The sequence below is a fragment of the Paenibacillus sp. FSL H8-0168 genome (assembly GCF_038592955.1).
Lineage (GTDB): Bacteria > Bacillota > Bacilli > Paenibacillales > Paenibacillaceae > Paenibacillus > Paenibacillus polymyxa_B.
On record NZ_CP151948.1, the window covers coordinates 5,553,503 to 5,580,481 of the forward strand.

General features: G+C 46.3%; 19 protein-coding genes. 6 read left to right on the forward strand and 13 right to left on the reverse strand.

What is annotated here, in order from left to right; genetic code table 11:
- Positions 1-183 precede the first annotated feature (183 nt).
- From MHI21_RS24605 to MHI21_RS24635, 7 genes are all read right to left on the reverse strand, one after another.
- Positions 184-918, reverse strand: a complete 735-nt coding sequence (locus tag MHI21_RS24605) for an ABC transporter permease (protein ID WP_342419064.1) — start codon at positions 916-918, stop codon at positions 184-186.
- 28 nt (positions 919-946) lie between these two features.
- The gene (locus tag MHI21_RS24610; RefSeq protein ID WP_341162769.1) at positions 947-1,657 is read right to left on the reverse strand and encodes an ABC transporter permease; all 711 of its coding nucleotides are present in this window, start codon (positions 1,655-1,657) and stop codon (positions 947-949) included.
- Positions 1,650-2,576, reverse strand: a complete 927-nt coding sequence (locus tag MHI21_RS24615; protein WP_342419065.1) for an ABC transporter ATP-binding protein — start codon at positions 2,574-2,576, stop codon at positions 1,650-1,652. The genes MHI21_RS24610 and MHI21_RS24615 overlap by 8 nt, the downstream gene beginning before the upstream one ends.
- Before the next feature lie 173 nt (positions 2,577-2,749).
- Complete coding sequence (locus tag MHI21_RS24620) at positions 2,750-3,778, reverse strand: NADH:flavin oxidoreductase/NADH oxidase (RefSeq protein WP_342419066.1); 1,029 nt, start codon at positions 3,776-3,778, stop codon at positions 2,750-2,752.
- A gap of 319 nt (positions 3,779-4,097) precedes the next feature.
- Positions 4,098-5,402 carry an extracellular solute-binding protein gene (locus tag MHI21_RS24625; protein WP_342419067.1) on the reverse strand — a complete coding sequence of 435 codons (1,305 nt, stop codon included), beginning with the start codon at positions 5,400-5,402 and terminating at the stop codon, positions 4,098-4,100.
- 106 nt (positions 5,403-5,508) lie between these two features.
- Complete coding sequence (locus MHI21_RS24630; RefSeq protein ID WP_342419068.1) at positions 5,509-7,155, reverse strand: response regulator; 1,647 nt, start codon at positions 7,153-7,155, stop codon at positions 5,509-5,511.
- Positions 7,148-9,013 (reverse strand): sensor histidine kinase, encoded by a 1,866-nt coding sequence (locus MHI21_RS24635; protein WP_342420245.1) that lies wholly within the window; start codon positions 9,011-9,013, stop codon positions 7,148-7,150. Before MHI21_RS24635 ends, MHI21_RS24630 begins: the two co-directional genes overlap by 8 nt.
- A 122-nt stretch (positions 9,014-9,135) precedes the next feature.
- Here MHI21_RS24635 and MHI21_RS24640 point away from each other — a divergent pair, with 122 nt between their 5' ends.
- Together MHI21_RS24640 and MHI21_RS24645 are read left to right on the forward strand one after the other, a co-directional pair.
- Complete coding sequence (locus MHI21_RS24640) at positions 9,136-10,032, forward strand: sugar ABC transporter permease (RefSeq protein WP_165178073.1); 897 nt, start codon at positions 9,136-9,138, stop codon at positions 10,030-10,032.
- Positions 10,032-10,862 (forward strand): carbohydrate ABC transporter permease, encoded by an 831-nt coding sequence (locus MHI21_RS24645; protein ID WP_165178075.1) that lies wholly within the window; start codon positions 10,032-10,034, stop codon positions 10,860-10,862. Before MHI21_RS24640 ends, MHI21_RS24645 begins: the two co-directional genes overlap by 1 nt.
- A 250-nt stretch (positions 10,863-11,112) precedes the next feature.
- On the opposite strand, the gene lepB is transcribed toward MHI21_RS24645, so the two are convergent.
- Positions 11,113-11,733: a signal peptidase I gene (gene lepB, locus MHI21_RS24650; protein WP_341162764.1), complete on the reverse strand. Its 621-nt coding sequence runs from the start codon at positions 11,731-11,733 to the stop codon at positions 11,113-11,115.
- Between the two features lie 332 nt (positions 11,734-12,065).
- On the opposite strand from lepB, the gene MHI21_RS24655 reads away from it, so the two are divergent.
- From MHI21_RS24655 to MHI21_RS24665, 3 genes are all read left to right on the forward strand, one after another.
- Positions 12,066-13,418, forward strand: a complete 1,353-nt coding sequence (locus tag MHI21_RS24655) for a right-handed parallel beta-helix repeat-containing protein (RefSeq protein WP_342419069.1) — start codon at positions 12,066-12,068, stop codon at positions 13,416-13,418.
- Positions 13,419-13,531: 113 nt separating this feature from the next.
- Positions 13,532-15,064 carry an MFS transporter gene (locus tag MHI21_RS24660; RefSeq protein ID WP_025719365.1) on the forward strand — a complete coding sequence of 511 codons (1,533 nt, stop codon included), beginning with the start codon at positions 13,532-13,534 and terminating at the stop codon, positions 15,062-15,064.
- A gap of 49 nt (positions 15,065-15,113) precedes the next feature.
- Positions 15,114-16,241 carry a glycoside hydrolase family 88 protein gene (locus MHI21_RS24665; RefSeq protein WP_103047202.1) on the forward strand — a complete coding sequence of 376 codons (1,128 nt, stop codon included), beginning with the start codon at positions 15,114-15,116 and terminating at the stop codon, positions 16,239-16,241.
- Positions 16,242-16,319: 78 nt separating this feature from the next.
- Here MHI21_RS24665 and MHI21_RS24670 read toward each other — a convergent pair whose 3' ends face one another.
- From MHI21_RS24670 to MHI21_RS24685, 4 genes are all read right to left on the reverse strand, one after another.
- Complete coding sequence (locus MHI21_RS24670) at positions 16,320-17,252, reverse strand: polysaccharide deacetylase family protein (RefSeq protein WP_250266952.1); 933 nt, start codon at positions 17,250-17,252, stop codon at positions 16,320-16,322.
- Positions 17,253-17,448: 196 nt separating this feature from the next.
- The gene (locus tag MHI21_RS24675) at positions 17,449-19,407 is read right to left on the reverse strand and encodes an acyltransferase family protein (protein ID WP_342419070.1); all 1,959 of its coding nucleotides are present in this window, start codon (positions 19,405-19,407) and stop codon (positions 17,449-17,451) included.
- A 274-nt stretch (positions 19,408-19,681) separates the two neighbouring features.
- Positions 19,682-21,031 (reverse strand): sodium-dependent transporter, encoded by a 1,350-nt coding sequence (locus MHI21_RS24680; RefSeq protein WP_061829525.1) that lies wholly within the window; start codon positions 21,029-21,031, stop codon positions 19,682-19,684.
- A gap of 162 nt (positions 21,032-21,193) precedes the next feature.
- Positions 21,194-23,746, reverse strand: coding sequence for a DUF2339 domain-containing protein (locus MHI21_RS24685; protein WP_342419071.1), 2,553 nt, complete (start codon positions 23,744-23,746; stop codon positions 21,194-21,196).
- A gap of 591 nt (positions 23,747-24,337) precedes the next feature.
- On the opposite strand from MHI21_RS24685, the gene serS reads away from it, so the two are divergent.
- Positions 24,338-25,627, forward strand: a complete 1,290-nt coding sequence (gene serS, locus MHI21_RS24690) for a serine--tRNA ligase (RefSeq protein WP_341163754.1) — start codon at positions 24,338-24,340, stop codon at positions 25,625-25,627.
- Between the two features lie 112 nt (positions 25,628-25,739).
- Here serS and hmpA read toward each other — a convergent pair whose 3' ends face one another.
- Entirely contained in the window at positions 25,740-26,969 is a 1,230-nt protein-coding gene (hmpA, locus tag MHI21_RS24695; RefSeq protein ID WP_342419072.1) for an NO-inducible flavohemoprotein, read from the reverse strand.
- Positions 26,970-26,979 lie beyond the last annotated feature (10 nt).

Genomic DNA, 26,979 nt, shown 5'->3' on the forward strand with positions numbered 1-26,979 from the left:
TTGGTTATTCAGATATGCTAAAATATTTTATAGAAGGATATACTAAAAAAGAGCAAGGATGCTGTAACATCCCTACTCTTGGCAACAGCCGCCTTGAAGAGCGGTCGGCTGAAAAGGGCTATCTATTAGAAATAGACCGTGTTCCCTCTCCAGGGCGGTCTATTTCTTTTTGTTATACTCTACTTATTTTTCTATACGAACATAACTTCGCAATGCTAAAAAAAGTCCCAGCACAAAAATGAAGCAAATACTGATGAATCCTCCAGGAACATACGTAAATGTTCTGCCCATGTCGCCATGGGGAGAAAACAATAACGGCACTGTCCATGGATAAAAGGTATTCCCCGGTGCATTAACCAAAACAAAATTTAAACACATAACCGTACACATCCCAATAATAGCGGGCACAAATTTTTCCCATCGTATAGCGAAGAACGTAATGATCGGGATGAGCATAGCGTGCATAAGAATCATTTTAGTGAAGATTCCAAGCTGATGCCTAACGATTTCTAAGGTTAGCGGTCTGGCCGTAATTAACATACCCAATAGCGCAGATAGTCCAAATGCCAACAGAAGGCTAACAGCGATGTACATATAAATAACAAGCAGCTTGCTGAAGTAAAGATGACTCCGACGAACCGGGCTTGTAAACAGGGACATATGGGTCCTCTCTTGATATTCTCTCGCATAGATATAGCAGGTCAAAATATAATAGCTCATATACCCAGTCAGAAAATTAATGGAGGATACCAAATCCATAAAGTATTGATTCCATCCATCACGATCCAAGGAAAGTTTAGGATTTATGGCGTAAGTACTAAAAGTCAAAAATACGGTTGCTATTAAAATAAACACACTTAGAAAAAGAATTTTAGTTCCTTTCAGCTTCAAGCACTCTGCTCTAAACAGGTCAAACATAGTAGCCCTCCTTTCAAAAAATCTTCATTTAGGCTCTTCTCTGATATGTCCATATGGATAAAAACAATCCAAGAAGAAAGATCACGGATAAGCTGAGCCATGCTATTGAAACATTGGTAGGTATAGTCGCATTTCTTTCATTAGGAGATAAGAGATAGGGCACAATCCAAGGGTACCATTCACTTTTGTATATAAAATTCAAAAATATTGCAGTACAAACTACGAGTACAACCACCATGATGCTCTTCCAGCGTATAGCAAAAAAAGAGGCGATTGGAATTAACATCGCATGCATCACACACATTTTAGCAAACACTTGGATTTGGTATACCCAGATAGCCATCGTTAAAGGTCGATCTGTAATGGACATGCCTAATAAGGCAGACAAAAACAGAACGAGAAATAAGGATACAATAATAAATCCATAAATAATGATCAATTTACTAAAATAAAATTTAACCCTGGTGACAGGCGTGGTAAACATAAACAGATGCGTGTTTTCCTGATACTCTCTTGCAAAAATATGACCCGTTAAAATGTAATAGCTGATAAATCCGGCTGCAATATTGACCAAGGAAACAATATTTGTAAAATAGTAGTCCCAACCCAGATTATCAATTGAATATCTGTAAAAAATAGCGCTCAATCCAAACATCAACAGTACAACAGCCAGTAATATAATATAGCTCAACAAGAAGGCTTTAGAGCCTTTAAGCTTAATAAGTTCTGCTCTAATCATGCCGCTCACCCTCTTCTGAAATGAGTGTTAGAAAGTACTCCTCCAGTGTCTGCTTTGTGGTGTGTATCTCATAGACTGAAAACTGATGATCTATTAACTGCTTATTTAACGCAGCTGTATTCTCAATCTGACTATGAATTCTTAGTTGTTGTGGGGATATTACATTAGATTGAAGCTGCTTCATGTGCTCTTGCAGAAATATTTGCACTGCTTCTGCATCATCTACCTTTACATCTGTATATTGCTCAAAGCCTTCCTCTAACCGGCTCAAACGATCTTCCGCTAACAGTTTTCCATTATGTATAATCCCGATGTGTGTAGCTAACTGCTGAATTTCGCTCAAGATGTGGCTGGAAATAAGAATCGTTTTTCCTTCTTCCTCGCACAACCGCTTCAATAACTGACGAATTTCCTTAATTCCAGATGGGTCCAGTCCGTTCGTCGGCTCATCTAATATAAGCAACTCAGGGTCATGAACAAGCGCCCTCGCAATCCCTAATCTTTGCTTCATCCCTAGGGAAAAATCCTTAAACTTTTTTTTGCCGGTATGCTCTAATCCCACCGTAGTTAGGGTACGTTCTATCCTTCCATCGTCCTGCACCCCCATATACATACAGCAAATTCTTAGATTGTCGCGCGCGCTCAAATTTTCATATAAACCAGGCGTTTCGATAATTGTACCTATTTTCGAGAAAATAGAAGGATAGTTTTCCTCCAGCCGCTCGCCAAATAAAAAAACCTCCCCACTTGTAGGCTCAATTAGCCTCATTAGCATGCGGATAGTGGTTGTCTTACCAGCTCCATTTTCACCGAGGAAACCGTAGATACTGCCACGCTCCACATGTAAGGATATGTCGTCTACAGCTACAGCCCCCCCAAACTGTTTGCGGAGCTTTTTCGTTTCGATAATATATTCCACTTTCAAACCTCCTAATCACTAAATAATACAAGTATACAAAATATAACCACTACTACGTGTAAGATTGCTTACACTGTACCATCTGTCCATAAAACAAAACAGGCACCTGACGAAGCGTACACTTCGTTGCAGGTGCCTTGTTTATATATAAACAACGTGGGATTACTTAGGCCTCAGTAGCCACGTTGATATTGTTCAGGTATGGAAGGCTCCTCGCCGCGCAGCGTCACTGCTGCATGAATCGCCCAATATGGATCGCGCAGCAATCCGCGTCCCACAGCGACCAGATCAGCATCCTCGTTGCCGATAACGGACTGCGCCAAGGCTGGGTCATCCAACGAGCCTACTGCAATCACCGGGATGTTCAGTGCCTCGCGAATTTGGCGTGCGAACGGCACTTGATAGCCCGGATAGTTGCCCGGCTTTCTGGCGCCGGCAGGGCCTTCCCCGCCCGAGCTAACATGGATCACATCTACGCCTGCCGCCTGATATGCACGGCTCAGCTCAATGGCATGATCCACATCGTACCCACCATCTACGTATTCCACCGCGCTGATGCGTAAGATTAACGGCATACCCGCAGGCATTTGCTTACGTACAGCCCGAATAACCTCAACACCGAAACGGGATAAATCCTTACCGTACTCGTCGTCCCGCTTGTTTGTAACTGGCGAATGGAATTGGTGAATCAAGTAACCATGGGCCCCGTGCAGTTCAATCGTATCCACGCCCGCTTGAACTGCACGCCGGGTAGCGTCTGCGAATTTCTGCACCATGCCACGGACTTCCTCCGTCGTAAGCGCGCGTGGCTGTTTATAATTCGCATCCGGGTATGCAATGGCCGAAGGAGCAACTGGCTCAGCTGCATCCTCAGCTTTACGGCCCGCGTGAGCAATCTGGATGCCTACCTTGGACCCGTGCGCATGAATGCCGTCAACCAGCTTCTTATAAGCTGGGACATGCTCGTCTGACCAAAGACCCAGATCATAATCTGTAATCCGTCCATCCGGTTCCACGTCCGTCATTTCTATAATAATCAGGCCCGTGCCTCCAATAGCCCGGCTCAGGTAATGGACATGATGCCAATCATTCGGAATCCCGTCCTTGGCTGTCACCGAGTATTGGCACATCGGGGGCATCACCACACGATTCTTTAATTCCAAATCTTTCAGTGTATACGGTGTAAACAACGAATTCGTCAAAACGTTCATCTCCTTTTTATCTTCGTCACATAAACGAAAAATACGCTCCAAATTACACGGTCTATTAAAAACATAATCGGCATAGTCCAAACGGAATAAAAGAGATTCCCTCCAACGGGGGATCTCTCACATTTGCAACTTGCAGTCATTATGTATGTCGTATGGTGTAGATATATTGCACACAACCTATTATCCACAACTCAATAACTTTTTGCAAGTAAATATTTAAATATTATTAAATATTTTTTTGTCTATCCCCTCTCCGCCTCCTAGCTATAACACAAAAAGACGCCCTTACGGACGCCTCTGCGGAACAATCTTATTGTGCTGAACCTAATTGCACCCATGCCTTCTCAATCTCTGCAACCGCCTGATCCTTGTTCATGTTGCCGCTGATATATGCCTGCATCAGCTCGCCAAATTTTTGGTGGAACGTATCCAGCGAGTAGTTAACAGATAGATCACCGGACTTCGACGTTTTCAAAATGCTTTCCATTTCCTTAGGCATTTCCAGATCAGGAAGCGGTGCATCCTTAATTGGAGGAATCACCTTCGCTACCTGGGAGAACCAGTTCTTGCCGTATTCCGAAGTGTACAGCCAGTTGAAAAATTCAATCGTTTCCTTCGATACTTCGGAATCCTTGTTGATACGCAGCGCCTGATCCGCACCGGTAATGATGACCGATTGATCCGCTTTGTCACTCACCGGATATCCCATGATGCCAATCTTGAGATCAGGATTAATTTTCTTGATCGCTTCCTCATCCCACGCACCTTTACCCGTCATAAACGCAGCTTTTCCAGATGCAAAATCACTTACTCCCGCATTGCTGTCCCGTTCCAGCGGCTTATCTGTGCCATGTTTCACCGTTAAATCGATGAAGCTAAAGAAGTTGTTGTACAGCACTGGGTAGTCCTTGATTTTTGCTTTACCTGCGATAAAATCATTAACGAGCTGCTTCGGCTCTACGCCAGCATCCTGCGCGGCAGCATCTACATAGTGCATGAAGATATGCTTCCATACCCACCACTCTTTATATGCGTTGGCAAATGGAGTAATGCCCTTCGCCTCTAGTTTGGTAACAGCATCCTGCATCTCCGCAATTGTCTTCGGCGGGGAGGTTATCCCAGCCTTGGTAAGCAAATCTTTGTTGTAAATCAACGCAAACAGGTTCCCCTTCACCGGGAGTCCCAGCACTTTGCCGTCACTGGAACTCATATTCGCTCGAACGGCATCCGTCATGGCTGCTGCCAGCGGTTCATTGGTCAGGTCGGCGCTATAATCCGCATACGTGTCGATGTCGCCTCCTGCCGTCGTTTGGAATACATCCGGTGTACTACCTGAGGCTATTTTCGACTTCAGAATCGTGTTGTAGTCTGCCTGCATGATCTCCAGATTGATCTTCACGTTAGGTTTGACCTTCTTATACTCCTCTATATACGCGTTAAAAGCATCCGTATACTCCGGCGAGGCTGTGAACATATTTATTGTAACCGTTTTCAAATCTTCTTTGCCGTCAGCAGTTCCTTTCGCCGCATCTGTGCCGCCGCTGCTTCCGCATCCGCTCAACAAACCGACCGTCAAAAGCAAACTGCCGGATAACGCCATCATCTTCTTTAACATGGATACTCCCCCATTTGTTTGTGATCAACGTCCATGCGCTCATTCTAAAAAATATACTCCAATTAAAAAAGGCAGATTAGTGAAGCGTTAAGGGTAAAAAAGTGGTTTATTGCAGGCTCACGCGATACTCAGACGGTGACACCTGATAATAATTACGAAAAGCCTTACTGAAATAATTTTTATCTTTGTAGCCGAGCATATCCGAGATTTCCTGTATTTTCAGGCTAGAATCACCCAGCAGCTCCTTCGCCTTGTCCATTCTAACCTTCTGTACATATTCGTGAATACCGTAACCAAACTGCTGCTTAAACAGCTTCATCAGGTATTCCCGACTCAAGAAATAGGTTTCGGCAAAAAACGAAATTTTGATATTCTCAAAATAATAACGGTCGATGTGCCTTTTGATGTCCGTTATGTCAAAGGGCTGGTTCCCCGCTTGAGCATGTTGGACCCCAGCAATGTAAAGCTCCAGCATCCGATTCAATCTCTGACCGTAGTGGACAAAGCTCGTAAAATCAGCAGACAAATCGCTTTCCCCCACTTGCTCCGGTTCTTCCAAAGCTCCATCTTGATTCAACGCTGACGTAGACGCACCCAACTCAATCGCAGCTTCTCTCAGTAAAAAATGGAACTCCTTCATCATTCGATCCGCATCCTGTAAACGGAAAATAGGGCCTGATGCCAATTGTTTCAGCAGATCGCCCAGCAGTACCTTTGCCCGGTTCGCCTGACCTGTCTGAGCATCCTTTTGGATCGACAACAGTCGCTCCGTCCATGACATTTCCTCTAACGTACCCATTTGCCGTGGCACTGTATGAAGAATGGATTCCCCTTCCATCTTCAACACATCCGTGCTGTGAATGAGCGTCTTGGCATCCATATAAGCAGACGCTAGCTCCAATACATCTGTGCAGAGCTTACCCAATCCGGCAACTACCACCATGCTGAACAGCCCATGCAGGTTCACCACCGCCTTCTGTGTCACTTGTGCCAATAGTAAGGCCATATGTTCTTCTTGTCCTGGGGCCAAGGTACAGATCGAAACGATCTCACGCTCCCGTCGCGGATGGGAGAAGCTAAAACAACTCAACCGTTCATCTGATGTCTGAGCTAACACATTGGTCACGGCAAAATCCATCAGATCGGCATCGCCATGAAAACGCGTCCTGCGAATCTCATCCCTGTTCAGCAGCCGCAGCACGATCACCCCAAAGCGATTCCCCGGCTGATCCGCTCCGATCAATGGGAGCAACGTCGTATTGGCCTGCCTTTTAAAGCTACCGTCCAAAATGGACAAATATAGCTTCTCTTTCAGCTTCGGCAGTGACATATTCAGCGTAATGTTCTGGCTAATGAACTTGTTTTTGCTTTGCTCTCGACTTTCCAGAATGTCCACTGCTTTGCGCAGTGCCTGGTTCAGATCCTGACGATTGATAGGTTTGAGCAGATAGTCCACCACCCGGGATTGAATCGCCTGCCGTGTAAATTCAAAGTCATTGTAGCCACTAATGACAATCGTCAGCAGGTGGGGATATGCCTTTTCGATAGCACGAAGAAATTCGATACCGTTCAGCTCAGGCATTTTCATATCGACCATCACCACATCTATATGGTGCTGACCCAACAGCTCCAGTCCCAACCTTCCATTCGTCGCCTCATAAATATGTTCGATGCCCAGACCGTCCCAGTCCCCGATGATACGAATGGCTTCGCGCAATGGCTCCTCATCGTCAATAATCAATACGTTATACATGACTACTTCCTCCCCGGGGAATTTGCATTCTCATTTCCGTTCCCGTTCCCGTTTCATCCGTAAGTATGAATAATCCTGCCTGATCTCCATACAAAAGCTTCAACCGTGTGTTCAGATTTTTCAAACCAATATGCTCGCTCTCCCGTTCTTCCCATTTTTCATGGAATGAATCCAGCACCATTTTCAGCTTGTCCTCTGAAATTCCAGGTCCGTTGTCCCTGACTGTAATTGTGGCATTTGTAGAACTCGATTCGGCTGAAATGACGATCAGAATATCGCTTGATACTTTTTCCAACGCATGCTTGATAGCGTTTTCCACCAACGTCTGCACAGATAATCTCGGAATCGGCAGCTCCATCAGCGTTTCTTCCCATACCACTTCGACCCGCAATCTCGCTCCGAACCTTGCTTTTTGCAGACCTATATACCGTTCAATGTGCTTGAGCTCTTCGCGGGCAACTACGATATCCTTGCCGTTGATGGAATACCGCAACGTTTGGGCCAACGCATCCACCATATCCGCCATGTCGAACATCTCCCGCTTTAATGCCTGCGTGGATATGGCTTGCAGGGCATTGTACAGAAAATGAGGATTAATTTCAGCCTCCAACGCCTTGAGTATGGCGTTCTTTTCGACCAGCTTCATGCGATAGCGCTCATTAATAAGTTCTTCGGTTCTTTGGACCATTTCGTTAAAATGCAGCGACAAATATGCAATCTCGTCATGTCCCTTCACAGGAGCTGCTGCTCCAAAATCTCCGGTGCTAAACCGCTGCATCTGGGTGGACAGCTTATGTAAAGGTCGGGTAATGGCGTTCGAGGTCAGTGTCACTAATATAATAGACACACCTAAAAATAAAGCCCCGATGGCATAGCTCCAATTCCGTGTTGTCGTAGCTGCTTCATAAATCTGGCGGTATGGGATGGGCTTAATGAGCTGCCACCCATCTTTTTCGCCAGTATCATAGACGACCAAATACTCCTGATTGCCACTGCTATCTGACCACGTTACTCGCCCGCTTCCTCCCTTGCCGATCTGTGCCAACACTCCGGAATCACGCATCCGCTCATATAGCGGAAAGCTGTTCACATAAAAGGGAACCCCTTTAGGGCTCATTAGCATCAATTGGTCTCCTTTGCCCAGTGGAATGTTCTGCATGATTTCGTCCACGGCGCTCGTATTGTAATAAAAGGACAGCACCGCCTGCGGATGGCGGGATGCAATCGACCTCAGCACTCGATGGTATGCCATAAAGCTGGCTTGTGGCGCCACATAACCCATATCAGAGCGGGACCCCACAAAGGATTGAAATGATTCGTTCGTGGTACTAGCCATCGCCTCTTTATACCAAGGAAGCTTGGGAATATCTGTGTTTATTCCTTTGCGCACCGTAATGTTGTACGTCTCCCTGGTAACCACATAGTATTGATGTCGGTCCGCCACATACAGATAGATCGCTTCCAGATCATTACGTGAATAAAACATGCTGCGCAAGTAATTTTCAATGACCATTCTCGAAGCATAGTCCCGATTCTCATTGGCAATGGCGTTCATGATATCGTTATAACGAAGCTGCGGAAGAGCCAACTGCTGCATTCCCTCCAAGTAATCCTCCAAATTCTGATTGACCAGCAACAGATTATTGGTCGTGCTGGCGATGCTATGGTTAACCGACTCCTTTTCAATCATCTGATAGGAAATAATTGTGAGTGAGCCCACCACCAGAATAATCACCGAGGTAAAAAGTAGAATGAGCTTGTTCACTAATTTTTGCGTGATCCTCCTCCACATAGAGCGAAGAAACGTTCCTACACGCTCTGACATCATGATAATCGCCCCTTTTGAAAGCGTACACATTTTTACCCTCAACTGTTTTCTTAAATCCATTGGTCCGGCCCTAGGGGCTATCCTATACTTTCATTATATCTTAAACAGCTTGGAGCGAAAGAGCGGAAAATGTTGAGAAAAAGAGGTGCGTTATGCTGAAAAAAAGGGGAACTTGGGGCGATAAGGGCAGTAAACTGGAATTCGGTTTATTCACACTGCCCGTAATCCTGTGCATTACGATTGCATTTTATATTCCGTTTTTGATGACGATACGCTATTCCCTGACCAAGTGGAACGGCATATCCAAACATCCGAAATTTGTAGGTCTGGATAACTTCAAGCAAATCCTGCTTGGGGACGCCAATTTTGCACATGCAGCCTGGTTTACCGTCAAGTATGCCATTCTTTACATTGTATTGGTGAATGTGCTGGCCATTTTGCTGGCGCTCGTTCTCGATATGAAGCTGAAAAGCTCGGCTTGGCTGCGGGCGGCTTTCTTTATCCCGTATATCCTCAGTCTCGTGATTGTCGGCTTTATATGGAAATTCATCTTCATGCAAGGCTTTGAGTCACTGGGACACAGTACAGGCTGGGGCATCTTCCAGCTAAGCTGGCTGGGTGAGGAAGGGCTCGCGTTTATTTCCATTTTGGCGGTATCGATCTGGCAATCCATTGGCTTTTACATGGTCATTTATATTGCAGGTTTGCAATCTGTGCCAGAGGATTTAAAAGAAGCTGCCATTGTCGATGGCGCGGGGCCGATTCGGAGATTTTTCAGTATTATTCTACCGATGCTCGCACCTTCCATTACGATCTCAGTCTTCATGGCACTGACCAACTCGATCAAAGTGTTCGACGTCATTTTATCTCTGACCGGCGGCGGGCCAGGTGGTACGACATACAGTATTGCGTATGATATTTACCGGGACACGTTCCAAAACAATCTGTATGGCTACGGAACAGCCAAAGCATTGATTTTATTCGTTGCAGTCCTGGTCATTACGATTATTCAATTGTCTATTTTCAAACGCAGGGAGGTTGAAGCCTGATGCAACGCAGCCGTACGGGACGTATTTTGCTAGAAGCGGGCATGATTGTATTATCACTGTTATTTTTGTACCCGCTGTTTCTCGCCATTAACAATTCGTTCAAAAGCTTCGCTGAGGTCATGACCGACGTTATTGCGCTGCCCAAGCAGCTTTCGCTGGATAACTATGTATATGTATGGAAATTCATTGACTATCCGCGCCTATTTCTGAATAACACCATTATCACCGTCGTCGGACTGGCAGGTATCGTACTGATATCTTCCATCGCGGCTTACAAGCTGGCAAGAACCAAAGGCAAATGGAGCTCCGTGATTTACATGCTGTGCATTATGCCGATGCTGATCCCATTTCAGTCCATCATGCTCACTGTCTTGCGACTGGCGAAAGACTTAAATCTGGCAGATAGCACTTGGGGACTTGGCTTGCTGTATTGGGGCTTCGGCGCACCGCTGGCAGTGTTTATCTATCACGGCTTCGTGAAAGGTATTCCGGCTGAGATTGATGAAAGCGCCAAAATCGATGGGGCCTCGGGCTTCCGGCTTTTCTTTTCCGTGATTTTTCCCTTGCTGAAATCAGTCACCGCCACCATTGTCATTATCGACGTGATGTGGATTTGGAACGATTTTCTGCTTCCGCTACTTATGGTTAATGGCTCACCCAGCACCAAAACGCTGACGCTGGCCGCCTACACCTTTGTCGGACAGTATACGTCAGACTGGCAATACGCCATGACCGCGATGGTAATGGCTGTTCTGCCTTCGATCATCGTATTTATTTTTCTGCAAAAATACATTGTTAAAGGCGTCGTCGCTGGAGCCGTCAAAGGCTGAGTCAAGGAATCGAAGCCAGATGCAAAAAAAAGAGGACTTGCGTGTTGTTCGCGCAAGTCCTCTTGGTTTCAACCTGTTCAGGCCTAAACAGGCTTGTCCATGGTACACATGCTAAGCCTTAAATTGGCCTAGCGCCTTTAGCATTTCGTCCATAGCAAGCTTCCTGACCCGTTTACGAAAAAAATATAATGAGATTATAAAATAAAAAGCGCCTTAAGTGAGGAATTCCCCCCTCTTAGGCGCTCTTATATTATTTATGCTTAACCCATTGTGCGCTATCCACCGGCCAAAAAATCACATCCGCACGGCCAACAATATCTTTAATAGAGACAAAGCCAATAGCACGACTATCCCTACTATTATTGCGGTGGTCACCCATCACAAAAATATACCCCTCAGGTACCTTGGAATCGGTTATGGTTCCATTTGGAAAATCAACATTGTTATATAGTTCTCCCTTGGCGTGCGCATCCTGAATAGCTCCCTGAATGTATGACTCCTCTACTTTCTTACCGTTCACATAAAGATTGTCGCCTTGATACTGAATCGTATCTCCAGCCACTCCAATAACACGCTTAATAAAGTCTCTTTGTTCCTTTCTCACATGGAATACAACAACCTCACTCGGCTTGGGATCACGAAAATCGTAAATCACCTTGTTCACGACCACTCGTTCATCTGTCTTGAAATTCGGTTCCATGGACGCTCCCTCAACAATAAATGGCGCAAATAATAGCCAACGTATAATGAACACGAGCACAATGGCTACAATAATGGCCTTAAGCCAATCGATCATCTCATTTTTCACTCGTGGCTGCTTTTTCTGCAATTGTTCGACAGTTGAATCCGTCAAATGATTTCCACTCTCCATGCACTAAACCCACCCTTTCTCACAGTTTTCATTCCTATTATATGTATAATGTTTAAGTATAATCAAATTTTCCCAGTCTGGCAAAATTGCATTTTTAGTTGAAACAAAAGTGTGAACTTTTTTTCACAATATCAAAAAAAACAGTAAAAAACTGTTGATGCAAACGTTAACATATATTACACTGTGCATATACTTCTTAGAGCGTTTTGGACTAATAGTAGATCAATCTGTTCCCCCAGGAGGTGTCCTGTTTTTAGTGGAAAGACAGCATGAGTCACTTTTATAGATGCTATCTTCTTTTAAAATATGAGCTCAAATAAGGAGGAAATTACATGTATAAACGAAATGATCGTCCAAAAACCGGCTTTAACGCTCTAAGACTCGGTGTTTCTTTTGTTTTTGCTTCTTCTTGCCTTATTGGAACCGCTTACGCAGATACGTTATCCAACGACATCCCTTCTTCCGCACTCACAGAAGAGGCAGTTAGTACAACCGACTCAACCACCGTCTCCACAACGTTAGCGGCAGGTGATTTGTATGTAGCGCCAAATGGTAACGTGTCCAATCCGGGTACAATATCCAGTCCTACCACGCTCGAAGCAGCACTTACACAAATTGCTCCTGGTAAAACCATTTACCTGCGCGGTGGTAACTACACCTACTCCTCAACGGTTACAATTCAGCGTGAAAATAGCGGCAATAACGGCTCACTCAAAGGGTTGGTCGCTTACGGTAGTGAAAAGCCGGTACTTGATTTCTCTGCTCAAGCCTTTGGTTCAGCGAATCGTGGACTTCAGCTTAACGGAGACTTTTGGCTGGTAAAGGGCCTTGAAGTAAAGGGTGCCGGAGATAATGGTATCTATATCGGCGGCAGCAATAACCGAATCGAAAATGTGGAAACCCACCACAACCGGGATACTGGACTTCAGCTTGGACGTTACTCCCCTAACGCTTCCACTAGTGAGTGGCCATCGAACAATTTGATTTTGAATTCTTACTCTCACGATAACGCTGATCCCGATAATGGTGAGGATGCCGATGGCTTCGCTGCCAAATTGACTGTGGGATCAGGCAATGTGTTTGATAACTGCTTGGCTGCGTACAACGTAGACGATGGCTGGGATTTGTATAGCAAAACCGAAACGGGTCCCATCGGCGAAGTAACCATTTTGAACAGTGTGGCCCACCACAACGGGCAGACCGCAGATGGAACGTCTACCGCGAACAGCGACGGCAACGGCTTTAAGCTGGGTGGAGACAAAATCAAAGTCAACCATATTGTGAAAAACAGCATTGCTTTCCAGAACAAAAAACACGGCTTCACCTACAATAGCAACCCCGGCAGCATTACGTTGACCAATAATACTTCGTGGGACAATGGACAAAGTAATTTTGCTTTTGACAAGGGTGATCACGTGTTCATAAACAATCTTTCCTTTGAGGGAAGCGCTAGTGACAAAACAAGCGGTACAGATCAAGACAACTCTAGCGTTTGGTGGAAAAACAAAAAATCGGCAAATGCCAAAGGTCTGGTAGTCAGTGCAGACGACTTTGTTAGTCTCACGCCTTCTATCACTCGAAGTGCAGACGGTTCCATCCAGCTAGGTGATTTCCTTAAGCTGGCCAAAGGAAGCGATCTGATCGGCTCGGGAACACCGAGCGGCACTAATATAGGGGCACGCTAAACGCCCCTTCCAACTCAGGACGCCCTGGCCCATCTACCAACTTAGACAATTCTGCATAATATAGCGACCGGTGATTGTCCTCATAACCAGACAAAATATGAGGTGAACAGATCATGGAACGAAGAATCACACTGAAACATACACTCGCCTATGGAAGCGGTAACATGCTGGGAAGTGGCGCACTTGCTATTAGCGGTGCGTGGTTAATGTACTTTTATACAACCTTTTGCGGACTGTCTCCCGTTCAGGCCGCGGCCATTTTCTCTGTTGCCAGCATCATAGATGCTGTCAGCAATCCGGTCATGGGCTTTATCAGCGATAACTTTCACCGGACCCGCTTGGGCCGTAAATTCGGCAGACGTCGCTTTTTCATCATGATGGGTATCCCGCTGATGCTCGTGTATCCGATGCTTTGGGTAGATGGGTTGGGCTTCTGGTATTACCTGAGTACGTATGTGCTGTTTGAACTGGTGTATACCTCTGTCATGGTGCCGTATGAAGCACTAGCGTCGGAGATGACCCGGGACTTCGGCGCACGCTCCAGATTGACTGGATGGAAGGCCATGTTTGGCAAAATTGCCAATTTCGCTGCCGCTTTTATCCCTGGTCGCTTTATTGCCGAGTATGGCAAAGACTCTCCATTGCCTTTCTTTTATACCGGTCTCGTTTTTGCAGCTATTCTGCTGATTGCGATGGCATTCTTATACAAAAACTCCTGGGAACGTCCAAGTGAGGAACTGCAAAAGGAACTGGAAGGTGAAGCTCCGCTTTCCTTTATAGATTCGATGAAAAAGTTGTTTGTCGACATTTCCTCTACCTTCCGAGTCAAGACGTTCCGTCATCATCTCGGGATGTACCTGGGCGGCTTTTCAGCTGAGTGGCTGTTTACTTCTGCTTTTACGTACTTTATTGTCTTCTCCTTGTTCCAAAGCTCGGAGATGGTATCCAATTTGAACAGCTTTAACTCTGTCATTCAATTGATTTCTACCTATTTCTTCATCCAATTCTGTGTGCGTAAAGGGTTCCGTATGCCTTTCATCGCCGCACTCGTTGTCGTTTGCTTTAGCGTAGCAGGTTACGGCCTGCTCTATATAACGGGAGCCTCTAATACGATGGTATGGCTATATGTCATCACCCTGTTCATGGGACTTGGTACTGGGGGCGTCTACTACATCCCTTGGAATCAATACACGTTCCTTGCCGATGTGGATGAAGCGTTGACCGGCCGTCGCCGGGAAGGTATTTATGCAGGTATGATGACTTTTGCCGGAAAAATGGTGCGGGCCGTTGTCGTCTTCATTCTCGGCTGGGTGTTACAGCATTTTGGCTTTGTATCCGGGGCTGATAGTCAGCCCGTTGCTGCTCAGCACGCCATCTTTTATGTACTTGTGGTTGGTACTATCGTTCTCGCGATCATCGGTATGATTGCTTCTGTCGTGATGAAGCTGGATATTGACAGCCACAAGAAGCTAATCGCCGAAATTGACCGCCTCAAAAACGGTGGCTCCATGAAATCAGCCAAACCGGAAGCCCGGAAGGTATTCGAGGAACTGACAGGCTTCCATTACGATCGGTGCTGGGGTAACAATAACGTGGGCTTCAAGAACAAACCCGTTGACCCTAAGACACACACTCCATCTATGTAACAACAATAACAATTACAGATTAAACATTTACTAAAGAGGTGACTGTATCATGGCAAATCCAACATCACAACCAACCACCAGTCCTACAAAAACAGATTCTTGGGCTGTACGTATGAGCGATTCCGTTCTGCAACGGAGCCCGGAATTTTATGAAAAATGGGAATATGACCACGGTGTCATTTACAGAGGTCTGGAATGGGTTGGCGAACTGACAGGCGATCCCAAGTACATGGAATTTATAAAAAAACATATGGACCATTTTGTTGACGAAAATGGCGTAATTCAGCGCTATAAAGTAGATGAGTACAATATTGACCACGTGAATAACGGCAAGCTGCTCTTCTCGCTGTATCGTGCCACAGGAGATGAACGATACAAAAAGGCAGCCTACCAATTACGCAGTCAGCTGGAAAAACACCCACGCACAAGCGAGGGCGCATTCTGGCATAAGCAAATTTATCCGTATCAAATTTGGCTCGACGGCTTGTACATGGGTGCCCCGTTCTATGCTGAATTCATCCGCGAATTCGGAGATCCATCAGAGTTTGACGATGTGACCCTGCAATTCAAGCTCTGCTACGAACATACGCGTGATCCTGAAACAGGTCTGCTCTACCATGCTTGGGATGAGAAGGGTGAGCAGCATTGGTGCAACCCGGAAACAGGCTGCTCTAAAAATTTCTGGGGACGCTCGATGGGTTGGTTCGTTATGGCACTCGTTGACGTGCTGGACTATATTCCAGAGGATCATGCAGACCGTCCCGTCCTGATTGATATGCTGACGGAAACACTGGAAGCCCTGCTGAAAGTGCGTGATAAAGAAAGTGGAGTCTTTTATCAAGTGCTCAACCTGGGCCATGTGAAAGGAAACTATCTGGAAGCCTCTGCTTCCTGCATGATTCTCTATGCTATTGCCAAGGGCGTTCGCAAAGGCTATCTGCCAGAGCAATATCGTCAAGAAGCAGAAATCATCCGTAAGGGAATTATCGATGAATTTATCACGATCACTGAAGAAGGACTCGTGAATCTGAACAAAACGGTGCAAGTAAGCGGTTTGGGTGGTAAAGATCGTCGGGATGGTACCTTCGCTTACTATATCAGCGAGCCGATTATAACCAACGACCCCAAAGGTATCGGAGCTTTCATTCAGGCGATGGGTGAAGCAGAGCGTATCTAAACACGCGAACGATAAACCCTAATTGCAAAAAAGGACGGTGGCCATCAGCCCCGTCCTTTTCTTATATATAAACATATCTTACTTCATAACCTTAAACTCATATCCCTGTTTCTTTAAATACTCTATGATTTGCGGCAAAGCTTTTGCAGTTTCCTCTTTACCATAGGTGTCATGCATGAGTATGATGGCTTTTTCTCGACCTTTCACTGACCTCATAAATTGGTTGATTAGTCCGGGGGCTTTCTTCGATGCTCCCTCTGCATCCTTCGTTAATACATTCCAATCTACCTGATGATAGTCCTTTTGAAGTAAAACTTTATCCAAAGCAGCCATCCCCTGTGGATCTCTTCTATTCCATGTCATGTGGCCCCCCGGAAACCGGATCATTCTTGTGGTGAATTCTGGCCCTAGAATACTTTTTAACACCTTATTGTTCCTCTCAATATCCTGCATAACATGGTCCGTGCTTACCCGCCTGTTAGGATATAAATACTTATAATTATGAGAGTACGTGTGGTTTCCTATCGCATGACCCTCTTTAACAATTCTTTTAATAATGTTCCTGGTATGTTCATTTTCATCGGCTTCTTTTCCTACGATAAAAAAGGTTGCCTTGACCTTCTGTTTTTTCAGAATGTCCAATATTTTAGGTGTTACCGTCACGGATGGACCATCATCAAAGGATAAGTAGGCCACTTTTTTACCATCGGCTCCATCGGGCATCTGCCCTAGCATTTGCTGCTTTAAATATTTTTCGACAAAGGCACCATCTTCTACTTCGGGGTCGCTTTTTGGAGAGACCGCTTTACCTTTTGATGAGTCCTTGGATACGGAATCTGTCTTTTTAGCAAGCTCCTGTGTTGGCGCATGTGTTTTGTTATCTGAGACCTTTATTGCAATGAAAGTAATACAACCTGCCACAAATAATAAAATAGCAATCCAAATGAGTCTTTTTCTGTTCCTCTTCAAGCGGTGCTCCATTGTCCTACTATGTGAATAGCCCTTTTCCATTAGCTTATGTACCTCCATACTAAAATAAGAAAAACCACCGGATCAGGGTTGATGTACACACCTTAGAATAGACATTGGAAAAACCCTTAGGTTTAGCCGATGAAAATTTAGGGATGTGCTTCAACCAGAGGACAACCTACTCCCGGTGGCTTTCTTGTCTTGCATTTACATAATTTATGAGTATCATTGCAGTTTATTACGATTGCTTCGTTAAGGCCTGAGCCAACAAGGACGCATAAGCTTTAGCACCTTTAGGTTTTAAATGTACTCCGTCATGCTCGAAATATGAATTTTTACCAGAACTGGCTGCATACCAGTCAATCATTGTAATTCGCGGGTCCTGGGACGCTGCTTCGGCAAGATGCTTGTTCACAATGCTCTCCCATGGCCGAGGTACACGGGTATTCACAAGTATAATACGCTTCGCATCCTTCAGGCTAGCCAACAGATCGGATAACTGTTCCTTGGTGAAAGCGCCGTTCGTGCCCAGCTCAATAATAACCGTCTTACCCAACTGTCCGTTCTGTCTTAGCTGCTCCAGTACGGCAGGCGCCTCCGCCATCTGACGGCCGATCCGCCCATCTACAACAGCTCCCGGGAAGGATTCCTGAATGTACGACTGTACATCCAACATGACAGAGTCTCCAATGGCGGTAACACTCGAGCCATCACCTGTCATAGGCGTAGCTTCTTTGGGTTTGTCCGAAGGTTCCGACGTTTTCGTAACATCGTCCGTAGTACCAGCCTGGACCGCCGTATTCTTAGGCGTCTGGGTTTGAGACGGGACTGGGGTCTGCGCCTTGCTGCCCTCGGACCCTTGCAGCTTGATGGCTTGGGGCTCCTTGGAAGCCACGGATACCGTTCCGTGAAGCGGTGGCATCGCCTTTGCCTTTGCGACTGGATTCTCATCGCTTGATGCCGCCTGAATAGTTGCATCAGGAGAAGCCACGTACAGGTGGACGGTACCCACGAGAATACCTACAAACAGCACAGCCGCTGTAGTTGTAGGCATCCATCTCAACCGCGCCTGTCTACGAACCGCAGAACGGATTCCTGTGGTCCAGTGGCGGAATCCTCCATGACGGATCGGCTCCTCAATATATTTAAACGAGAGAGACGCCAGCAATACGGTAGCTAGCAATTGTAAAATGATACGCAGCACATGCACGCCATCGGTATCTACCTGAGGCGTCGTTAGCGTGATAACCGGAACATGCCACAGATACAGTCCGTAGGAACGGGCTCCAATCCAACGTAGCGGTTTGATTCCAAGCAGACGACCAAGGTGGCTTACCGGATGTGCCAACGCTGCGACCACAATAGCAGTGACTAAAGCTATGCCTAGCAGGCCGCCCCGGTACAGAGAGGGGTCATATTCATTCGAGGCCCACGCCCAGTGACAAAGCAACAGCAAGCTTATTGCACCGATGCTGTCCAGAAGCATACGCGCCTTAGCAGAAGCTTGCTCTTTCAGCTTGCCGCTTGGCCACACCAAGGCCAGCGCCGCACCAATTAGTAAAGCAAATCCACGCGTATCCGTGCCGTAATACACCCGGCTCGGGTCGCTTCCCGGTACGTAAATCACGGCCATCAGGAGCGCAGATATTAATGCCAGACAAGTTACCCAGCCTGCGAGCACAATACGCTTGGGCATGAATTTTAGCCCGAGCGCCAGCAGTAAGGGCCACAGGATATAAAACTGCTCCTCCACCGCCAGCGACCACAGATGCCCAAGCGGAGAAGGTGGGCCGAAACTTTCAAAATACGAAACCTGATGGAAAATAAACCACCAATTGCTCATATACACCAATGCGGCAGGTACATCTCCGCGCAAGGCCGTGAGCCGTGACGGATCGAAAAGCAACGAGCACAGGACAATGACAGCCACAACCGTCAACATGGCAGGCAGCAACCTTCTGGCACGACGCAACCAGAAATCTTTCATTTTAAAACTATGATATGTATCCCACTGACTCACCAAAATATCTGTAATCAGATACCCCGACAAAGTAAAAAACACGCCCACACCCAACAAACCACCCGGCAACCAATCCGGATTCAGATGATACACAATGACTGCGATAACTGCCAGCGCTCTTAAACCATCCAAACCTGGCATATAACGACGTTGTGACGACAACCGATTAGACTTCATTTCAGCCGCCGTCCTTCTTGCAAATTCAAGCTCCCTGTCTGTTTCAATGCTCTTCTGCCCTTTCCCTCTCCTGCACATCGTCTGCGATGCCCTGTAGCCTTTTCATTCATTATATAAAACTTCATAATCGTAATGATTTCAATGAAGTTAAAATTAATGACAATGTTTTTATTATATCATTCCTTTCCACAGTTAGGTAACCACTGATAGATATACAAAAAAAGGCATCTCTTCCCTTAGGAAGAAAATGCCTTTTTATTAGTATTCTATTCTCTTAAAATTTGATGATACCTGAGGTATGAAGGAAGACCAACAACATCAGGATCGGTGCAACATACCGAAGACCGAATAACCATACGTTGAACCAGAAGGGTTTGATGTTCGCATGCTCAGCCGCAGTCTTCCAGTAATAACCTGTGAATATAACAATCAACAAACCGCCTAACGGTAAGAAGATGTTGGATGCGGTAAAGTCTACGAAATCAAAGAACGATTTATCCCCTACTTTTAGTTCCGGCACCAGCCCCATGGACAATGCAGAAGGGACGCCCAGCATCAAGCACAGGACCGATACGACGAGAACGGAGCGAACCCGGCTCCAACGCATACGCTCCATGACATAGGCAACTGGAACTTCCAGCAAGGATACCATAGAACCTAATGCAGCAACCGCCAGCAGTACGAAGAACAAACCGCCGAAGAATGCACCAAAAGGCATTGCCGAGAAAGCAGCCGGTAAAGCAATGAAAACCAGCGATGGTCCTTGAGCCGGATTAATTCCGAAGGAGAAGGTTGTAGGGAAAATAATCATACCTGCGATAAACGCATAGATTAAATCTCCGCCACCAACGGCCAGCATGGCTCCACCCAGCGATTGACGGCGATCTACGTACGCACCGTACGTGATCATAATTCCCATCCCCAGTGAGAGTGAGAAGAAGGCATGTCCCAAAGCAACCAATGCAGACTCTATACTTAGCTTAGAGAAGTCGGGATTCAGAAAGAAGGATACGCCCGCACCAGAGCCTGGCAGCATAAGAGCGTTAATCATCAACACAAGCAACAGGATGACCTTGGCAGGAATCAAAATTTTATTGAACTTTTCAATCCCGTTCGATACCCCAAGAGTTACCACGACTGCTGTAAATGCAAAAACAACTAACAGCCAAACCAACGGCGCATAGCCGGAGGAAAAAGAAGCGAACTGTCCAGCAAAATCATTATTCGAAAACAGATTTCCGCTAAATGCCTCAACGGCATAATGCAGTGTCCAGCCGCCTACAATGGCATAGAACGATAAGATAACAAACGGCACGATAACAAACATGATGCTCATCTTGCCCCAAATCGGATGACCGCCTACTTTTACCATTGCAGAAGCAGCACTTCCTCGACCTGCACGACCAAGCGCAAGCTCCGCTAAAAGTACAGGCAAACCAACAAGCAACAGGCAGACAATAAACAATAAGAAAAATGCAGCTCCGCCATATTGTCCTGTAATATACGGAAATTTCCATATGTTACCTAGTCCTGCCGCACTCCCGATCGCCGCCAATATGAATCCAGCAGACGAGAAGCGTTCATTTTTATCAGACAGGCTATTCTGCCCCTTGCTCAAATTCATTATATCCCCCTCATTCTCTCTACTTACGCATAAACATGAGCATGCGTACATAAATAATTTTTACTCATTATAGCGTAAGTAGGATGTAAGGTCATGCATAATTTTTCACTATTACCGGATTTATTTTCATAATGTTCGGTATCTACAAAATACAACAGAAAACTACATATTTTCTTCAACATCCTTCTTTATTATGGTCTCTCCCATGCGATTAGATACTTTTTGATAAATATACGAAATCGCCAACAGTACAACACCAAAAGAGAAGTAGGCTACAATCGTGCTTCCTGTCGTTAACAGATGTAGATCATACAACAGCAGCTTACCTGTCGACAGCAAGGTCAAGCCCAATCCAAATCTGCGAATGTAGACCACTCGCTTGAGGAAGCCGTATACAATATACAAAATGGCCAGCAGCAAATACACCAGACTGAACACAAGACCAGCATCCCCCAGACGGAACTGAACTCCGAGAAAGGCGGTTATGATGCCCAGCAAATATACACCCATAATGACCGGATACAACTCATTACTTCTATAATGTCGGGTCATCAGTGCATTCAGGAAATCCCTGCTGCTGACGAATACCAGCACATTAAAGGCTGCGAGTACCACCAATGCCACATAATCAGCAGCCGTATTTTGCGCATAATTTTCATGCAAGGTTGGAACCGTTACGGTGACCACCAATGCCAGCGCGTAGCCTATGACGTACAACGCCAAGCTGTAGTATTTAATCACCCGATCATACAGCAACCTCACCTTAGGCAGGAAATAAGCCAACACCAGCGAAACGCAAGTATACAACAATACTTTGTACAAGGTGTAATGAGCAAACTCGTCGGATAAGACGATGTTATACCAATGCCCTGCTTCATACAAAAGGTAGAAATACACGTTCACCAAAGCTACATATTTGAATCCTTGCATGATATGCATTTCGTACAACCGATTGTTTTTGAAAGCATTCGAACGGCTAAATTCAATCGCATAGAAGACGGTAACGATTAACATTCCCAGTGTAATGAGCGTATATTTGAGTCCAAAATAATCCGTCTCAAATCCTGACAACAGATATATAGGGAAATCGACGAAAAAGAATGCGCCCAGACACAGTAATAAAATGCCCCAGCCAGCTCGTTCCAATTCCTTCAACCGGTAACGGTGTCCATATAATGTAAGAAGAACCGCTTCGATCAGCCAGCCCATGGATAACCATCTAACTCCAAACTGGAACGGAACCATAAGGATGGCAAAGGTCAACGAAGTCGCATAAAATAATATTTTGGTTTGTTTCTCCTCTGGAATATATCGACGGACCCATTGTCCCAGACCCCCGTACACCAAGCAAAAGACGAGAGCCAGCAAGCCTTTATAATCATCCAGGCCTGCATCGCCGAACAGAGAGTACAGAACGGAACAGCTCACGACTGTATTCAGAGCCAATAGGGAGAAATCCAGCCATGACAGTTTTGTTTTTAAACGGAACGGCACCCACAGCGTCATCCCGAGGTACATCGCAAATGTAATGACTGCATACATCATGCTCGCTACGGCGCTTTCCGATAACCACGCCAGCACAATCATCAAGGGCGTATTAAGCAAAAAGCTGATATATTGCACGACGACCCACCGTTTGCGGAAGGATACAAGCAGAATCAGCAAGTTTAACAGGAACAAATAGCCCATGGCGATATACACAGCGTTCCCTTCCAGCCCATTCGCTGCCATATAGGAAAACAGTGGGAGATATCCCCCTACTAAACCGAAAGAGCATATCGTTCGGGATTCATACCTTAATGACAGTAGCACAGCGGTCACCGTAACGAGTACGGATAAGCCTATGCCTGTATACATTCCTATGATTTCTAACAAAAAGTAGCTGTAAAAAATCGATCCATACAACACAGAAATACCGCCGCCCAAAATACCGAGCGCAAAGGTCTGCTTCTGCTTGCGGTACAGCCATTCCCCGCCGCCCAGCATCAACGCTCCTAGCAGAAAGAAGGCCACGCCCTTCATATTTCCTGTAAACCAGTTCGAGTATGAGTATTTAAAAGCAGCTCCCACACCCAATATAATGAGCAAAATCCCCAGCTTGTTAATCCAGTTCAAGCCTAGCTTCATTTCAAACTGATTTTGCTTCATGCGCTTCTGCATCGTTTCTTCGCTGATCTCTTCTTCTCCGAACTGCTGGAACTCGCTTGCCGTCTGATGAAGCAATTTACGCTCGGCCTCCTGAAACCGCCTGCGTTGCTCCATAATTCGGTCTCGAATCTCCTCTGAGAACAGTCGTAATCTGGCGACGATCTCGTCCTGATCTTCTTTAAGCTCATGCGTAGTTTGCTGAATAAGCTGGTCCACTCGGTTTTTAGCCCCATATTCAAAGGCTGTCAGCCGATTTTCCCCTTCTGTAGTTCTGGAAGCAAAATAGGTCTCCAGCTTTTCACGCGAAATGCGGATCATATTCGCCTTTTCACTCAGCATTTGCTCCGTCAGCGCAGTGCGCAGCTTTCCATTTTCCTGCTCAATATGTCGTACTCGCTCTTCCAAGTGAATGCAGCGAGCCTGATAATCCTCGAACTTTTTTCGCAGAACCTCATTCTCCAGAATGATATCTGAGGCTTCATAGTCCGCGATTAATGTTTGATACTCCTTGAGCAGCTTGTTCTGTTCTTGGCGGATCGTATGTAAACGATCTTTAAAATCCTCCATGTTCTCCTCCATCGCTGTCCATTTTGGTAATCATTACATTTTACATGAAATTAAAAAGTCATTATAGAGACTATAGCCCATTTTGAACGTTAAATTGGGGCTTTTACTTAAATATTCTTCCAGTTTTATGAGCGCAGATGAAGTAGAATGGATATACATATGAAATAAAGCCTACCTTTCCCCTTCGCAAACATGAAATCCGCATGGATGTGTTGCAGAGTCTACGCTGTGTATTTATTTTTATTGGAGAGATCACAATGAAAAAAGGAATTAATCCAATGTACAGACTCATGCCCTTGATTAACCTGCCGAAAATCCGTATACTTACAAAAAAGCAAACGATATTATGCCTATGAAGAGCATCCAACTCGGAGGCGTTTACGCCAAGGACCATACGTTAGCGTAGGATATGGCGATATGTACCTAAGTAAACCGGAGCCGCCCGTTACAGCGGAGCAAAGTGGATTGGAGAGTTATGACATCTGTCATGCTGTCTGGTCAATTTGGGTGGCACCGCGAGATCAAAGCGCTCCTCGTCCCATGTGGATGAGGGCGCTTTTTGTATTTTTATCCGAAAAGGAGTGCGGTGTCATGTTGGATATCAAATGGATCAGAGAGCATCAAGAACGGGTTCAGACAGCAGCAGACGGCAAAGGAATACAGGTATCGGTCGCAGAGCTGTTGACCCTGGATGATCGGAGAAAACAGCTACTTCAGGAAGTGGAACAGCTTCGACAGAAGCGTAATCAGTGTAGTCAGGATATTGGTGCGCTAATCCATGCCGGCAAGAGTGAACAGGCAGAAGGGGCGAAGCGGCAGGTCAAAGAAATTAACGGACAGCTAGATCTTCTGGAAGCCCCGCAACAGGAAGTAGAGGAACAGTTTCAACAGCTTTTGCTTCTGATGCCTAATATCGTATCGCCAGATACGCCACGGGGAAGATCGGATGAGGATAATGTAGAACTGGAGCGGGTCGGGTCGGTTCCGAACTTCGGATTTGAACCAAAGGATCATATGGCGCTCGGTGAGCTTCACAAGCTTATCGACGTCCCTCGGGGTGTCAAAACAGCCGGTACCCGTAACTACTATCTGACGGGAGCAGGGGTTGCATTGCATCGGGCTGTGCAGCAGCTTGCGGTGGATTTGCTGACTGCACGCGGATTCCAGTTGTTGGACGTTCCACTGATGGTACGTGCAGAGGCGATGCGCAGCACTGGTTTTTTTCCGCTCGGACTGGATCAGACGTACCGCATCACAGGAGAGGATCAGTGGCTTGTAGGCACTTCGGAAGTGCCGCTGGTCTCGTATTACAGCGGTGAGATCGTGGATGTTGCGGACCCGATTCGGCTGGCAGCCGTGTCCGTATGCTTTCGCAATGAAGTCGGCTCAGCCGGAAGGGATGTACACGGACTGTATCGTGTCCACCAGTTTGCCAAGGTTGAGCAGGTCGTCATCTGCGAAGCTAGCCTGGACGCTTCGGAACAGATGTTTCAGGAGATTACGCGCAATGCGGAAGACCTGCTTCAACTGCTGGAACTGCCCTACCGCAAGATGGCTGTCTGTACAGGCGACATGGCGCAAAAAACCTACAAGCAGGTGGACATTGAGACATGGATGCCCAGTCGCCAAGCTTACGGCGAGACACATTCGTCGTCCCAGCTGCTTGATTTCCAGGCGCGCCGTTCCAACATCCGGTACCGCAATGCGGATGGCAAGCTGCAATATTGCTACACGCTCAACAACACAGCAGTTGCTTCGCCCCGGATTTTGATCCCGTTGCTGGAGCATCATCAGCAAGAGGACGGTTCGATCCGTATTCCGGAGGCTTTACGCCCATATATGCCGCGAGGTATGGAATTTTTGCGTACTCCCTTGTTATGAAAACAGGAGCGCACTTTGAAAAGTAGTACCCAATGAGCAGGATTTCCGATTGTAATCATCGCAAAAAAGACGAAGGATAAATATCCTTCGTCTTTTTTGATGTCTCATTGTGTCATTGTGCTTCTGCTTCCCATGCGCTGGCAGGGCCAAAGAATTCATAGTGGATATCTGAAGCCGGGATATTCCACTCCTTCAACAGGCCGTATACCGATTGCATGAATCCCTCAGGGCCACAAAAGTAATATTGTGCGTTACGTTCTGGTATCACGGATTGCAACCAGGCCAGATCCAAACGGCCTTCCTTGTGAAAAGCCTGTGCCAGCCGATCCTGCTCCGTTGGTCTGCTGTAACACCAACGAACTGCAGCCTGTGCATGTGTGGCGACCAGCTTTTCTACCTCATTACGCAAAGCATGGTTATCCCCATTGACTGCTGCGTGGACAAAGGTGATAGGTCGATGCGGAGCAGATTTCACTAAGGAAGCCAACATACTAACCATCGGGGTTAGCCCGACCCCGCCGCTGATCAGCACAACAGGTCTGCGATCTGCCCGATCCAGCGTAAAATCACCCGCCGGTGCAGATACTTGGAGCACATCGCCCTCTTGCACCTGCTCATGCAGATACACGGATACTTTACCTGCCGGACGGGACTCTGCGGCATCCTCGCGCTTTACAGATATCCGGTAGTGGGATTGGCCTGGGGCATCCGAAAGACTGTATTGACGGATGTGGGTATTATGTTCGCCCGGAATTTCCATCTTTAAGCTGATATATTGCCCAGGCTCGAATTCAGGCAGCACCTGTCCATCCTGCGGCACCAGATAAAAGGACGTAATTTGGTCGCTTTCCTTAACCTTTTTCTGCACAACAAAGCTTTTAAAGTCTGACCAGCCTCCCTGCTGCTGTCCAGCCTCCTTGTACATTTCAGCTTCCACGTCTATAAATACATTAGCGATCACACCGTAGGCCTCGGCCCATGCGGCAATGATCTCGTCTGTAGCCGCATCTCCCAGTACGTCCTTGATCGCAGCGAGCAGATATTTTCCGACGATAGGGTAATGTTCTGGCTTAATTCCCAAACTGCGATGCTTATGTGCAATCTGGCGTACCACCGGAAGAATTTCCTCCAGGCGGTCAATGTGCTGTGCAGCCGCATATACAGCATTGGCCAGCGCTCCCTGTTGACGTCCTTGCTTCTGATTCGCGTGATTGAATATATTGAGAAGCTCGGGATGGGCTTCAAACATCATCTGGTAAAAACGCTTGGTGATTGTAGTTCCGTGTACCTCCAAAACAGGTACAGTCGATTTGATCGTTGCAATGGTTTGCTCACTTAGCATCTTTGTATCC

Coding starts and splice junctions, on each gene's coding strand:
- MHI21_RS24605 (WP_342419064.1), bottom strand. CDS start 918: ATGTTTGACCTGTTTAGAGCAGAGTGCTTGAAGCTGAAAGGAACTAAA.
- MHI21_RS24610 (WP_341162769.1), bottom strand. CDS start 1,657: ATGATTAGAGCAGAACTTATTAAGCTTAAAGGCTCTAAAGCCTTCTTG.
- MHI21_RS24625 (WP_342419067.1), bottom strand. CDS start 5,402: ATGTTAAAGAAGATGATGGCGTTATCCGGCAGTTTGCTTTTGACGGTC.
- MHI21_RS24630 (WP_342419068.1), bottom strand. CDS start 7,155: ATGTATAACGTATTGATTATTGACGATGAGGAGCCATTGCGCGAAGCC.
- MHI21_RS24635 (WP_342420245.1), bottom strand. CDS start 9,013: ATGTGTACGCTTTCAAAAGGGGCGATTATCATGATGTCAGAGCGTGTA.
- MHI21_RS24640 (WP_165178073.1), top strand. CDS start 9,136: ATGCTGAAAAAAAGGGGAACTTGGGGCGATAAGGGCAGTAAACTGGAA.
- MHI21_RS24645 (WP_165178075.1), top strand. CDS start 10,032: ATGCAACGCAGCCGTACGGGACGTATTTTGCTAGAAGCGGGCATGATT.
- lepB (WP_341162764.1), bottom strand. CDS start 11,733: ATGGAGAGTGGAAATCATTTGACGGATTCAACTGTCGAACAATTGCAG.
- MHI21_RS24655 (WP_342419069.1), top strand. CDS start 12,066: ATGTATAAACGAAATGATCGTCCAAAAACCGGCTTTAACGCTCTAAGA.
- MHI21_RS24660 (WP_025719365.1), top strand. CDS start 13,532: ATGGAACGAAGAATCACACTGAAACATACACTCGCCTATGGAAGCGGT.
- MHI21_RS24665 (WP_103047202.1), top strand. CDS start 15,114: ATGGCAAATCCAACATCACAACCAACCACCAGTCCTACAAAAACAGAT.
- MHI21_RS24670 (WP_250266952.1), bottom strand. CDS start 17,252: ATGGAAAAGGGCTATTCACATAGTAGGACAATGGAGCACCGCTTGAAG.
- MHI21_RS24675 (WP_342419070.1), bottom strand. CDS start 19,407: ATGAAGTCTAATCGGTTGTCGTCACAACGTCGTTATATGCCAGGTTTG.
- MHI21_RS24680 (WP_061829525.1), bottom strand. CDS start 21,031: ATGAATTTGAGCAAGGGGCAGAATAGCCTGTCTGATAAAAATGAACGC.
- MHI21_RS24685 (WP_342419071.1), bottom strand. CDS start 23,746: ATGGAGGATTTTAAAGATCGTTTACATACGATCCGCCAAGAACAGAAC.
- serS (WP_341163754.1), top strand. CDS start 24,338: ATGTTGGATATCAAATGGATCAGAGAGCATCAAGAACGGGTTCAGACA.
- hmpA (WP_342419072.1), bottom strand. CDS start 26,969: ATGCTAAGTGAGCAAACCATTGCAACGATCAAATCGACTGTACCTGTT.